Source organism: Bradyrhizobium nivariense (genome assembly GCF_029846695.2).
Classification (GTDB): Bacteria; Pseudomonadota; Alphaproteobacteria; order Rhizobiales; family Xanthobacteraceae; genus Bradyrhizobium.
This window is the reverse complement of sequence record NZ_JARWCR020000124.1, coordinates 1-11,873: the sequence shown is the minus strand read 5'-3', so window position 1 is coordinate 11,873 and position 11,873 is coordinate 1. Positions and strand designations below refer to the sequence as shown.

Annotated in this window: 12 protein-coding genes and 1 pseudogene; 7 read left to right on the top strand and 6 right to left on the bottom strand. The window is 60.4% G+C overall.

Features of this window, described 5'->3' with window-relative positions; translation table 11 throughout:
- Positions 1 to 280, bottom strand: a 280-nt coding sequence (locus QCM77_RS44470; RefSeq protein WP_462804413.1) for an MFS transporter, incomplete at its 3' end; no start/stop codon positions are given.
- On the opposite strand from QCM77_RS44470, the gene QCM77_RS44465 reads away from it, so the two are divergent.
- The 6 genes from QCM77_RS44465 (at position 281) to QCM77_RS44440 (ending at position 7,712) form a co-directional block, all read left to right on the top strand.
- A complete protein-coding gene (locus QCM77_RS44465) occupies positions 281 to 520 on the top strand; it encodes a hypothetical protein (RefSeq protein ID WP_462804412.1) in 240 nt (79 codons plus the stop codon). It abuts the gene before it with no gap.
- Positions 521 to 909: 389 nt separating this feature from the next.
- On the top strand, positions 910 to 2,763 hold the full coding sequence (locus QCM77_RS44460) for an AMP-binding protein (RefSeq protein ID WP_280096964.1): 1,854 nt from the start codon (positions 910 to 912) through the stop codon (positions 2,761 to 2,763).
- 20 nt (positions 2,764 to 2,783) lie between these two features.
- Positions 2,784 to 3,593, top strand: a complete 810-nt coding sequence (locus QCM77_RS44455; protein WP_280096963.1) for a crotonase/enoyl-CoA hydratase family protein — start codon at positions 2,784 to 2,786, stop codon at positions 3,591 to 3,593.
- The gene (locus QCM77_RS44450; RefSeq protein ID WP_280096962.1) at positions 3,590 to 4,759 is read left to right on the top strand and encodes a thiolase family protein; all 1,170 of its coding nucleotides are present in this window, start codon (positions 3,590 to 3,592) and stop codon (positions 4,757 to 4,759) included. Before QCM77_RS44455 ends, QCM77_RS44450 begins: the two co-directional genes overlap by 4 nt.
- 13 nt (positions 4,760 to 4,772) lie before the next feature.
- The gene (locus QCM77_RS44445) at positions 4,773 to 6,431 is read left to right on the top strand and encodes a 3-hydroxyacyl-CoA dehydrogenase NAD-binding domain-containing protein (protein ID WP_280096965.1); all 1,659 of its coding nucleotides are present in this window, start codon (positions 4,773 to 4,775) and stop codon (positions 6,429 to 6,431) included.
- Between the two features lie 75 nt (positions 6,432 to 6,506).
- Positions 6,507 to 7,712, top strand: coding sequence for an ABC transporter substrate-binding protein (locus tag QCM77_RS44440; RefSeq protein ID WP_280096961.1), 1,206 nt, complete (start codon positions 6,507 to 6,509; stop codon positions 7,710 to 7,712).
- A 77-nt stretch (positions 7,713 to 7,789) separates the two neighbouring features.
- Here the strand turns inward: QCM77_RS44440 and QCM77_RS44435 are convergent, their stop codons facing one another.
- From QCM77_RS44435 to QCM77_RS44415, 5 genes and pseudogenes are all read right to left on the bottom strand, one after another.
- Positions 7,790 to 8,206, bottom strand: a complete 417-nt coding sequence (locus QCM77_RS44435; RefSeq protein WP_280096960.1) for a MarR family winged helix-turn-helix transcriptional regulator — start codon at positions 8,204 to 8,206, stop codon at positions 7,790 to 7,792.
- Between the two features lie 575 nt (positions 8,207 to 8,781).
- Positions 8,782 to 8,943 carry an RraA family protein gene (locus tag QCM77_RS44430; protein WP_280096959.1) on the bottom strand — a complete coding sequence of 54 codons (162 nt, stop codon included), beginning with the start codon at positions 8,941 to 8,943 and terminating at the stop codon, positions 8,782 to 8,784.
- 186 nt (positions 8,944 to 9,129) lie between these two features.
- Entirely contained in the window at positions 9,130 to 9,993 is an 864-nt protein-coding gene (locus QCM77_RS44425; RefSeq protein ID WP_280096958.1) for an IclR family transcriptional regulator, read from the bottom strand.
- A 117-nt stretch (positions 9,994 to 10,110) separates the two neighbouring features.
- On the bottom strand, positions 10,111 to 10,305 hold the full coding sequence (locus QCM77_RS44420) for an SDR family oxidoreductase (protein WP_462804414.1): 195 nt from the start codon (positions 10,303 to 10,305) through the stop codon (positions 10,111 to 10,113).
- Positions 10,233 to 10,752, bottom strand: a pseudogene (locus QCM77_RS44415) (SDR family NAD(P)-dependent oxidoreductase). Before QCM77_RS44415 ends, QCM77_RS44420 begins: the two are co-directional and overlap by 73 nt.
- A 662-nt stretch (positions 10,753 to 11,414) precedes the next feature.
- Between QCM77_RS44415 and QCM77_RS44410 the strand changes: the two are divergent.
- A partial coding sequence (locus tag QCM77_RS44410) for an alcohol dehydrogenase catalytic domain-containing protein (protein WP_280096957.1) occupies positions 11,415 to 11,873 on the top strand: 459 nt, incomplete at its 3' end.

Below are 11,873 nucleotides of genomic sequence, written 5' to 3'. Positions count from 1 at the left end.
CCCGCGCTCGCGCCGTCTCCGCAACCCCGACCAGCTCCGACGACCCGAGCGCTACCAGCAGAGCACGCCGATCAAAGGGGTCCCTTTTGGATGCCGATAGGGGGTCCCAGTCGAACGCCGATTGACAGGCCGAACATGCCGCACAAGCAAAGCATGCCAATTTCAGCAGGCTTTCCGCAGATAGAACCTGTCGCAGGAACCCTGACGAAAGGCCGGTCAAAAGAGCGCCACCACCGAAGCCGGCCATCAGAGCCCCATACACGACTGGTCCGCCCCGCAAATGAAGCTCCCAAATCCGGATTATGAAATCCTGGCGAAAGCTTACGGCATTCCCGCCGCGAGGGCGGATAGTTCGGAAGTCTTGGGCCAGGAGCTTATCGCTGCGAAGGCGAGAGGAGGGCCGGCGCTCATCGTCGTGCCGGTCGGAAAGATGCCCAGCCCGTGGGCACTGATTCACGACCACCTACCGCCGGTTTCGCAAGCGCCGCCGAACCCGCGCGACCGAATCGCTCGTTTGTAAGCGATCAACTGTCGTTCGGCGCAAGGAAGCTGGCCACCGTTAATCGCAGCACCCTCCCTCGTGTCGCCAGCTCAGCTCCAGCTTGTGAGTTGTTCGGTAAACCGGCGGCGGCGGCTGTATTCAGATGCATATGGCATGCGACATCGCGGCTCTTGCTGGCATTGAGTCTGTGTCATAGCGAGACCGCAGTCTCAGTTCGCGCCCCGATCTTGACAATCGCAGGAAGCCTGCGATATTGATCGCAGGCGTCCTGATATAAGAAGATACTGGGAGGAGTCGGAAATGAGATCGCTTTCTCGAGCGAAACATGTGGACTCCGCCTCCTGTCTCTCTGTCTATTCGACGTATCGCGAGCAGGGATCTGCCGGCGTCCACTCGATCGTACTCCGATGATGGCCGCCGATGAATTCCTCGCCGTGCCATTTCTGCCGCGCGAGGTCGATCTGGTCCAAAGGACCGACGGCGCGCTCATCGTAAGAAATCTGACGCCTCTTGGGCCGATTCCAAGCAGCGTGCCGGCCATGTTCAGGGAGACCGCGAGCCGCTACATCGACAAGGTATGGTTGGCTCAACGCCGCGGCGTCGACCGTGCCTGGAAAGTCGTCACGTACGGAGACGGATTGAAGCAGATCGACGCGCTCACGCAGGCGCTGATTGATCTGGATATGAGAGGTCGCACGATCATGGCCTTGAGCGGCAACTCGCTGGAGCTCGCCGCCCTCTCATTGGCCGCGATGCAGGCCCGTATGCCGATTGCACCGATCACGCCGGCTTACTCTTTGGCGAGCCAAGACCACGCGAAACTCAAGGAGATGGCCCGGGTGCTAAAGCCCGGCTTGATCTTCGTTCAAAGTGGGGAGCGGTTCGAACGTGCGCTGCGCGCCCTGCGCAGCATGCCGGGATTCAATGCGCGGGTGCTGACGGCTGGCGAGCCTAACCACGAGACCCACTACCTGCTGGACGACTTCCTGCGCACGCCTGTTCGCGTGCGGATGGAGCTGGAGATCGGCGCAATAACCTCCGAAACACACGGAAAGTACCTTTTTACGTCCGGTTCAACGGGGTCGCCAAAGGCGGTCATCACGACGCAGCAGATGATGTGCGCAGCGATCTCGATGTTCACGCAGCTGGTCAACGATCAGGGCCGCCAGCGCCAGTTGGTGCTCGACTGGCTGCCCTGGAGCCACGTGATGGGCGGAAGTGCCCAGTTCAATCTCGTCATCGCGGCTGGAGGATCACTCTACATTGACGACGGTCGGCCAACGCCGACTGAGTTCAAGGAAACGATCCGTAACCTTCGCGAAATTGCGCCCACGGTCTTCAGCAACGTTCCGATCGGCTACGCGATGCTGGCGGAAGCGCTGGAGGACGATCCGGATCTCGCTTCCAAATTTTTCTCTCGAATGACCCTGTTTGGTTATGCGGGAGCGCGTTTGCCAGACGAATTATACACGCGTATCCAGCGCCTGGCAGTGCGGCACACGGGACGCAAGATCCCGTTCACATCGGGCTATGGGGCGACGGAAACGGCTGCGGCCACGACTTATGTCTACTGGCCGACGGATCGCGTCGGGTTGATCGGTCTGCCGCATCCCGGCGTCGAGCTCAAGCTCGTACCTGCAGGCGAGGGCCGTTATGAGGTGCGCACGCGCAGCATCGCCGTGACGCCGGGCTATCTCGGAAACGAAGAAGCAACCCGAGCCGCTTTCGACGACGAAGGCTTTTACAAAATGGGGGATGCGGCCACTTTTGTGGACGAAAGCGATCCCAAGGCTGGCTTTCTGTTTGCGGGTCGGCTGACCGAAGACTTCAAGCTTTTGAGCGGAATATTCGTACACGCGGAAAAGCTTCGCGCTAGCTTGCTCGAAGCTCTGTCGCCGCTCGTCTGCGAACTTGTGATCACAGGCGCCGACCAGGCGTTCGTTGGCCTCCTTGCCTGGCCAAATCTGGCGTCGTGTCGCCAGTTTATTGAGCCGCCGGGAGTCTCGGCAGAGGAGATCGTCCAATCGCCCGTCATGCAATCCGCAATTCGAGACGCGCTCATTGAGTTCAACAAGACACATGGCGCGACCAGCATGCATGTCAGGCGAGCTCTCCTTCTGGCCGAGCCGCCGTCCTTCGATCGTGGGGAGGTCACGGCCAAAGGTAACATCAACCCGAAAGCGGTCCATTCGAACCGCGCCGCCGCCGTAGCCCGCCTGTATTCCGATCATCCCGACGCGAGCGTCATCCGGGTCGACTAGGACAGCCAATGCTATCATCTATGAATCCCCTTGAGATCGAGTATCGCGATAACATCGCAATTCTGACGCTGAATCGTCCCGACAAGCGCAACGCCCTCAACGACCAGACGATTGACGCGCTGTCAGAATTCTTTGCCTCGCCGCCGGAGCACGCCGCCGTGGTGATCCTGCAGGGTGCAGGCGAGCACTTCTGCGCCGGGCTCGATCTCGCGGAGCTGATCAGCAAGAACCGCACGCCTGAACAAGTCATCCGTCATTCGCGCGGCTGGCACCGTACCTTCGATCTCATTCAATATGGCGACGTCCCCGTCATCAGTTGCCTTAAAGGAGGAGTGATCGGAGGCGGACTGGAGCTCGCAGCAGCCACTCATATTCGTATCTGCGAGCCTTCCACCTTCTTCCAGCTGCCGGAAGGGCAGCGCGGCATCTTCCTCGGCGGCGGCGGCTCGGTTCGGATTCCCCGGATTATCGGGACTGGGCGTGTCGTGGAAATGATGCTGACCGGCCGACGTTTCGACGCGGACGAGGGGATTCGACTTGGTCTTGGCCACCGAACCGCTCCTGCCGGCAGGGGGCTGGACTGTGCGCTCGAACTCGCCAAGGCCGTGGCCGCCAATCTGCCGACCTCCAACTATGCCATCATCAACGGGATCGCCCGCATCAGCGAGATGTCTGCCGCGGAGGGACTTTTCGCCGAGACGATGACAGCCCTGATGACCGGCTCTGCGCTGAAGAGCCGCGACCGGATACGCGAGTTTCTTGACAGAAAGCGTGAGCCGAATGCGACGGGTGCAGCCCAACCCTCATTGCAAGAACTTGGTGAGTCATGACCAATCGGCACGGGAGCTACATCATTGGCGCTTATGAACATCCCACTCGCCGCGCAGACGGCATTTCCTCAGCGAAGCTGCACGCCGATGTCGCTTTGGGCGCCCTTGCCGATGCTGGACTGTCCCTCGATGACATCGACGGGTACTTCTGCGGCGCCGACGCCCCCGGCCTCGGGCCCATGTCGGTCGCCGAATATATCGGCCTCAGAAAACTCCGATATCTCGACAGCACGGAAACGGGAGGCTCGTCGTACATTCTGCACCTTCACCACGCGATGCAGGCAATCGCGCAGGGGCGATGCAACGTAGCCCTGATAACCCTCGCCGATCGCCCGCTGGCGGCCGCCAGCGGGACAGGCTTGGCAGGCGTTGATTTCAAGTCGATGCCAGCCTTGCCATTCCTACCGCCGGTACCGATGCCTCCAGTGTACGGCTACGCGATGGTTGCCAGGCGGCACATGCATGAATTCGGCACGACCCCGGAGCAGCTTGCCTGGGTGAAGGTTGCCGCCTCCCATCATGCCCAACACAACGAGCATGCGCTGCTGCGGAAGGTTGTGACCGTGGAGGACGTGCTGAACTCGCCGATGGTCGCAGATCCCTTGCACCGGATGGATTGCTGCGTCATGACTGACGGCGGCGGTGCGATCGTGGTGGCTCGCAAGGAAATAGCCGAGTCGCTGAAGAGACCACGCGTGCGCGTGGCCGGCGCCAGCGAGTCCTTGAAGCATACCAATGGCGGTTGGTTTGACATCGTTGCCTCGGCGGGCGTGGAGTCGGGCAGGGCGGCTTTCGAACAAGCCGGCGTGTCGCCCGCAGATATCGGCTATGCGTCCCTCTACGACAGCTTCACGATAACGGTCGTCGTGCAGCTGGAAGACCTGGGGTTTTGCAGGAAAGGCGAGGGCGGAAAATTCGTTGCCGATGGCAATCTGATCTCCGGCGTCGGGCGGCTGCCCTTCAATACCGACGGCGGGGGCCTCTGCAGCAATCATCCCGGCAACAAGGGCGGAATGACCAAGCTGCTGGAGGCCGTGCGCCAGTGCCGCGGTGAGGCGCATCCCGCCGTTCAGGTCAAGAATCACGACTGGGTGCTTGCGCATGGCACGGGCGGCGCAATGGCCGGCCAGCATGTCGCTGGGACCGCAATTCTCGCAGCGGAGTGAGCAAGTGTCGCAGATGATCGCTCCCGTTCTGGACGGGTTGGACCCTTACTGGCAGGCGGCTTCAGAGGGCAAGTTGGCTGTCGGCAGATGCCGCTCCTGCGGCAAGGCTTACTTCTATCCCCGGCCGCTCTGCCCGTTGTGCGGCAGCGCATCGACTGAGCTGAAGTGCTCGAGCGGTCGAGGCCGGATCTATTCGTTCTCCATCGTTCGCAACGCAAAGCGCCCGACGGCGGCTGTGATCGTGGAATTGGAAGAAGGGCCGCGCGTTCCGACGGCGCTGCTCGACTGCGACGTCTTCGACCTCAAAATCGGAGATCCGGTCGAGGTTTTCTTCCAGCAGGCGGACGGGACTGCGGCTTTGACGTTTACCACCGAAGCCGCCCAAGCGGCCCGGACATACGCGCGGGCTGCTTTGGGAGAGTCCTCGATCGTTCCCGGATTGCCGTCGGACGAAGCCGCTCCGGACGTCCAGTGCGCGGCCGTCATCGGAGCCGGCACCATGGGCAGCGGCATTTCCATTGCATTGCTGCAGGCCGGGATCTCAGTCCTGCTCATCGATGCGAATGCGGGCGCCTTGGAGAAAGCCAGCGCCCAGATCGCCAAGGTGTTCGAGACGTCCGTGTCGCGCGGTCGCATGACCCGAGAGCAAGTCTCTGGGTGCATGGCCGCGCTGAGATGCGAGACGCAGATCAGCGCCGTCGGTGCCGCGGATTTGGTCATCGAAGCCGTCTACGAACAAATGGCTCTCAAGAAGCAGATCTTCGGCGAACTCGATCGCTACTGTGCGCCGGGCGCAGCGCTTGCGACGAATACCTCGACCCTCAATGTCGACGAAATCGCCGGGTCCACGAAACGGCCGGGCGACGTGATCGGTCTGCATTTCTTCAGCCCGGCCCACGTGATGAAGCTGCTCGAGGTCGTCAGAGGGCCAAGAACGGGCGGCCGCACGATCATGCGCGCGATGGCCTTGGGCAAGCGGCTCGGAAAAGTACCGGTACTGGTCGGAATCTGCGACGGCTTCGTCGGCAACCGTCTGATGATCGCCCGGGAACGGCAGGCCGGCGAATTGCTACTGCACGGCGCGCTTCCCGATCAGATCGACCGGGTGCTCCGCGAGTTTGGGCTTCCGATGGGCACCTTTGAGCTTCAGGACATGGCCGGCGGCATTGAACTCAATTACCGCTTCCGTCAGGCAACTGGCGGCAGGGACTTCATCATCGACCGGTTGTTCGAGCTTGGCAGGCTGGGCCAGAAAACGGGCAAGGGCTATTACGCGTATGATCCGTCGAGCAGAGCACCGCGGCTCGACCAGGAAGGCATCGAGGTCTTCGAAGCCGCATCAAGGCACCACGGAATCGAGCGACGAAACTTTTCAGACGCGCAGCTGAGAGATCGTCTCATTCTCCCGATGATCAATGAAGCCGCGAAGTTGATCGAAGAAGGCGTGGTCATTCGCCCCAGCGACATCGATGTTGTTTGGCAGAACGGCTACGGCTGGCCGACCTGGAAGGGCGGACCGGTGTACTGGGCCGACCGGGTTGGACCGGCATTGATCTACGACCGGCTTAGCGCCCTTCACAACGAGCGCGGTGAAGCTTTCAGGCCTGCGGGCCTCTTGAAGCGGCTCGCTTCCAGTGGCGGGCACCTCCTCGATCAGAGGCCCGGCAACTGAGACCAGGCTCGATGGGCGAAGGGCCGAGCACGCTTATCCATGTTCAAGGGCAAAAAAACGGGGAGGGAGAGATCAATGAGCAAACGGACATGGCTTGCCTTATTCATCGCGATTGGAGCGGGGAGCTCGTGCGCAATAGCTGGCCCGAAGACGTATGACCCCGGTGCGAGCGACACCGAGATCAAGATCGGTCAGACGATGCCACATTCCGGTCCCGCCTCGATCAACGGCATCATTGGCCGGACCTACGAAGCCTACTTTCGCATGGTGAACGAGAAGGGAGGCATCAACGGCCGGAAGATCAGCTTCTTCTCCGAGGATGATGCGTTCAGCCCGCCGAAAACCGTGGAGGCGACGCGAAGACTCGTGGAGCAGGAAGAGGTGCTCGGTTTTGCAGGGTCTCTCGGCACCGCGACCCAGCTCGCAGTCCAAAAGTACCTGAACGCGAAGCACATCCCGCAGATCTTGCTGAACACCGGAGCGAGCAGATGGAATAATCCGAAGGAGTTCCCCTGGACCACGCCTGGGCTTCCTCTCTACACGACGGAAGCGCGCATCGACGCAAAATACGTTCTCCAGGTGAAGCCCAGTGCGAAGGTTGCAATCCTCTATCAAAATGACGACTTTGGCCGGGACTTCGCAAAATCTTTCAAGGACGTGCTGCTGGCGAGTCAAAGCGGGGCAAGCGTCGTTGCAGAGCTGTCCTATGATCTGACCGAGCCGTCCATCGATGCGCAGATTGTGAGACTTTCGCAGTCGGGCGCAGACACGTTTTTGGATGTTTCTTTGGGCAAAGCGACCTCGCAGGCGATCAAGAAGGCGGCAGAGCTTGGATGGAAGCCGCTCCATGTTCTCGCCAGCGTTTCGGCGTCGTTGCCGGTTCTGCAGGCCGCCGGCACCGAAGCGTCGAAGGGGATCGTCGCGGCCGTGTATTCGAAGGATCTCAGTGCTCCGAGATGGTCCGATGACCCGGCCGTGAAGGAGTTTCAGGAGTTCCGTGCAAAGTACCTCCCGAACGTTGCTGCCGACAATTTCTATGCTTTCGCCGCATGGTCACAGGCCGTGGTCCTTCGGCGCATTCTGGAGAACTGCGGCGACGAGCTGACGCGCGAAAATCTGCTCAAGCAGGCAACGACCCTGAAGGGGGCCGTGGCTCCAGCCTTTCTGCCGGGCGTTGCCTTCGCGATGACCCCGACTGACTATTCGCCGATCCGCACCCTGTATATCCAGACATTCAGTGGCAAGGATTGGGACCTCTTCGATGGTGCGGTCAGCGAATAGGCTGCACATCGTGAACGTATAGAGACTTGACGAGTTTGGCGGATTTCGAGCTGCAGAATTCCGGGGTCGGTGTGATCCTAGGCGATATCGCCGCTCGCCGTATCTGTGCGCTCACGGTCCTCAACTGCAGCTGCTCGACTGCCGCTTACGATACGGCGCAACTGCTGCCTAAAAGTCTTGAGCTCGTCATCTGACAACACTGCAAGCATCTTCGCCTCCGCCTTATCGACCTCTCGATCCAACTCGGCCAGCGCTGCCCGGCCCTTGGCCGAGAGCATGATCAACTTGGCCCGTGGCACATCTGGATCCGGCTTTTTCAGAATCAGCTTCCTGTCATACAGGGACGCCACGGTCTCGTTCGCCGATTGCGGTGTAATTCTCAAGCGCCGAGCCAGGCTAGCCGAAGAATGCGGACTCCGAGCGTTTTCGATGATGCTCATCGCAGTGTATTGGGTCGTCGTGAAGCCGTGGATTCGGAGGATCGAATCCATCATGAGGCGAGTCTCTGTCTCCAGGAGTTTTATCAGATAGATGGTTCGGGCGCGGTCAGTCATTCGTGGCCTTTGACCTGGGAATCCCGAGTTCTTTACACATCTGGCCAGGCAAAGGCTACACTCAAGCCGGGCGCGCCTCGAGGACCGCTGACTGCCACGCAGCAATAGCCGCAGCCGTCGGTTACCCTCGTCCGTGTACATCTACCGGCGCGCTTAGACTTCGCAGTCGAGCTCTTTGAGCGTCTCGTCGACCCAGTTCCTGTTCCAGCCTTTGCCCCGACCGGATATCGCGCGAAATCTCCCGCCTCTTGGCTTCGACGGTCGAAAGCAGGCTCTCGGCGAGCCCGAGGGGATACAGACCAATCCGTCGGCATTGCCCACGATGAGGTCGCCCGGCTCACCATGTTATCGATGGCAATCGTGCAGCCGATCCCACCAGGACCGCTGCGCAGGCGCCCCAATCTGTGACCCCAGCGGCATGCACGGGGAATTGCGCCTGCCCGATCGGTTCGGAATCGCGGATCGCCGCGTTGATCACGCCCCCGGCGATGCCACGGCCGTATCGTAAGCAGCCATCAGTCGCCGAAGATCGAATTGGTCAGGTCGCCGCCGGCATCGACAACGATGACATCGCCGGGAAACGCAAGATCGAGCGTTTTGTGAACCAGCAGATTGTCACCGGGCCGCGTCTTCAGATGCGGTAGCGCTTCGGCACCTGTAAAGCTTACGCCAGGCAAGAAGCTCCCGAGTGATCCGGCGCCTGACACGTTGTTGAGACGCGGCGCCCGGCCGCGCCTCCGGCACTTCGACAGCAAAATGCGTTGGCGATCCAGCGGCCTGAGGTCGCGACGGCCGGCGGGCTGCCGAACCCGGCGTGGAAGCCAAATCTCAGGTGGCTAGCTCGTCATTAGAGGCGCCTGTTGTCAGAGCTGGATCTCACGAGCCGCTTTGGGGGCGCAGTTCGTGGAAACATCGAAGGGGTTAAGTAAGCGTTCCATTTCTGCAGCTGATTCAACTATCAACGGTGCAATTTCGTCTCGCATGCGTTGCTCCGCGTAGTTTTTTGCGAGCACGGTCATCGTGAGAACGAGAAAACTGTTGTACAAAGACGACCAGAAAGGAACCGCGATTGCGTTCAAATGGGCTCTAAAGAGACCGCAGGCGATGACGTACCCTCGCTCCCTCAGCGCAAGCCGGTTTTGCTGGAGCCGCGATTGCAGTCGTTCGGCCTCCTTGGGAGCGCATCGATCAATCAAGAGCAGGAGGTCATCGGCCTCGGAAGCATCAATGACCGCAGCGTAGGCGTGACCTGCGGCCGATCTCGTCATGGGAACTCGATTGCCTCTTCCGGCTCGGGAGCTAGATTGAGTAGCGGCCGTGGCCACCTCGATGAAGGTTATGTCGAGACGATCGGGAATGCCCAGGGCGATCACACCGGGCACTCTAGCCGTAATGCCGCTCAGGATTGAACGGATTTGTCCGTCACGTGCCGGACTTCTTGTCATTGCAAGACACATACCCACGGCGCCTGGTCCGATCCGATATTTCTGTTCCTCGCGGACATGTACGAGCAAACCCATCCTAGTTAGCGTCTGCGTTAAGCGCGACACCGTGGATCGGGGCAAGCCGCAGCGCGCCGACAGATCTCCATTGCCAAGACCAACCGCGAGCCCGTCAAAACAGCGCAATACCTCGAATGAGCGCGACACAACTTCGATAGTGCCAGCCTTGTTCTTGAGCTTGCCAAGTGATGGTCCATGAACCACTTGCTCAACGACGCGTCCCATTGTGATCAAAACTCCGGTGTTGGGCAAAGATCCCGACGGTATGTTTCGCAACCACTGAGCTCTTTGGCATGTACCTCAGAGTCCTCGCGCCTTTCCGGAATTGGGTTACCGACCAGTTTAGCCGCCGTCGACAGGCAGCGGTATGCCGGTGATCCCTGCCGCTGCGTCCGAACAGAGGAATACGGCAACATCACCTCTCCGCTCCGGCGGCAACAGCATCAGGTCGGGTCGTTTTTGCTTCAGCAAATCGCGAAGGCCGGGGTCATGGGCGCCGCCGAACTGAGCGGCACGCGCTTCGCGCTGGGGCTGAATGATTGCGTGTCAGTCCACCCCGGGCAAATGCTGTTGACCGTAATCCCCTGCCTGGCTGTCTCGAGCGCGACTCCCTTTGATATGCCGACCAGGCCGTGCTTCGCTGCAAGATAGGCCGTCTTGTTGAGGGAGGCGACTAAGCCGTGAACCGACGCAATGGTGAGCTGGATGCCGGTATTTGTCGACGAGAATATCCGGAGCTGCGAGCAGGGCGGACGCTTCGCTTACGAGGTCTAATGCAGCTGCGGCGTCAGCAAGATCAGCCCTTATGTGGGCCGTCCTTGTACCGGCTTGCTGCGAGACATCTTCGGCGATCCGTTGACCGCGCTCAAGCGGCTCGATGCGGTGCACTACCACTGCTTCCCCGGCGCGAGCAAGACGGTCCGCGACCGCCCCGCCAACTCCTTGTGAGGCTGCTGTTCCCAATGCGCAATGGTGCTTCAGCATGTCCTGGTTTCCTCCGCCATTCGAGTCCAACTTGTGCGCGCTGGCTTTGAGCACCATGCCGCACTTTTTCTTTGGTGGCATTGCCGAAACGGGATACCCGTCGGCGCTCGAAGGGAGCGATCGACTCGAGACAGCGCGTCGAGTTCGGCTGCGTCGAGAGCCGCTTCCCTCCTGGTGACTATCGACCCTGATGCCACGAGAGTGCGATGTCCCTTGAATCCTTAGGTGGGGCATTTCCCTTATCGAACCGGCGCTTTTCATACAATCAAGAATTATACTTGCCTAGTGGCCCAATTAATGATAGGGCCGCATGTAACGCAGCCAAAGGAAACCGGTGCGCATTGGGTGGGAAGCTTTCACTGCGGTTCATCTCGATTTCGCAACGACTCAGGCCCTGACTTCTTGGAGCAGTCGAGCGCGGCACGAAGAGTGAGACGGCGTAGGTCTAAAGGAATCTCAATCCAGATGCTCGACAAGCAGACCGCGGCCGGTGGCCCGCAGACTTCATGTTCGAATTGTCAAAAGTTGCGCGAGAAGGGCCGCTGCGTCGACCGGTCCTGATGCCGATTCTAAGGCCGCGGATACTGCACAGGTCGCGTGACATCGACCGCCGAGTCTTCAAAGCACCCGGTTTTTGCGACCGACAACGAAGGAAGAGACAGATGCGTGCTGCATTCTACGAGCGCACAGGCAAAGCTGGCGAGGTGCTGCAATATGGCGAGCTACCTGATCCCGAACCTGGTCCTGGCGAGGTAAGAATTCGGCTCCATCGATCGGGTGTCAATCCTTCGGACGTCAAGCAGCGCGCCGGCGGCGGCGTCTCAACGATGCCCTTTCCACGTATCGTCCCACACAGCGACGGAGCAGGCGTGATAGATGCCGTCGGCACGGGTGTCGACGCGAAGCGCATCGGACAACGTGTTTGGACCTGGAATGCGGCCTATAAGCGGCCAAATGGGACGGCCGCGCAGTACGTGACGTTGCCGCAAGGGCAGGCTGTTGAACTACCTGACTGCGTCTCGGATGACGCAGGAGCGTGCTTGGGAATCCCCGCGCTCACAGCACTACATGCTCTTCTAACGGACGGCGGCATTGCGGGCCAGCGGGTGCTGGTGGCGGGG

Coding starts and splice junctions, on each gene's coding strand:
- QCM77_RS44445 (WP_280096965.1), top strand. CDS start 4,773: ATGATCGCTCCCGTTCTGGACGGGTTGGACCCTTACTGGCAGGCGGCT.
- QCM77_RS44425 (WP_280096958.1), bottom strand. CDS start 9,993: ATGGGACGCGTCGTTGAGCAAGTGGTTCATGGACCATCACTTGGCAAG.
- QCM77_RS44435 (WP_280096960.1), bottom strand. CDS start 8,206: ATGATGGATTCGATCCTCCGAATCCACGGCTTCACGACGACCCAATAC.
- QCM77_RS44455 (WP_280096963.1), top strand. CDS start 2,784: ATGAATCCCCTTGAGATCGAGTATCGCGATAACATCGCAATTCTGACG.
- QCM77_RS44465 (WP_462804412.1), top strand. CDS start 281: ATGAAGCTCCCAAATCCGGATTATGAAATCCTGGCGAAAGCTTACGGC.
- QCM77_RS44450 (WP_280096962.1), top strand. CDS start 3,590: ATGACCAATCGGCACGGGAGCTACATCATTGGCGCTTATGAACATCCC.
- QCM77_RS44440 (WP_280096961.1), top strand. CDS start 6,507: ATGAGCAAACGGACATGGCTTGCCTTATTCATCGCGATTGGAGCGGGG.
- QCM77_RS44460 (WP_280096964.1), top strand. CDS start 910: ATGATGGCCGCCGATGAATTCCTCGCCGTGCCATTTCTGCCGCGCGAG.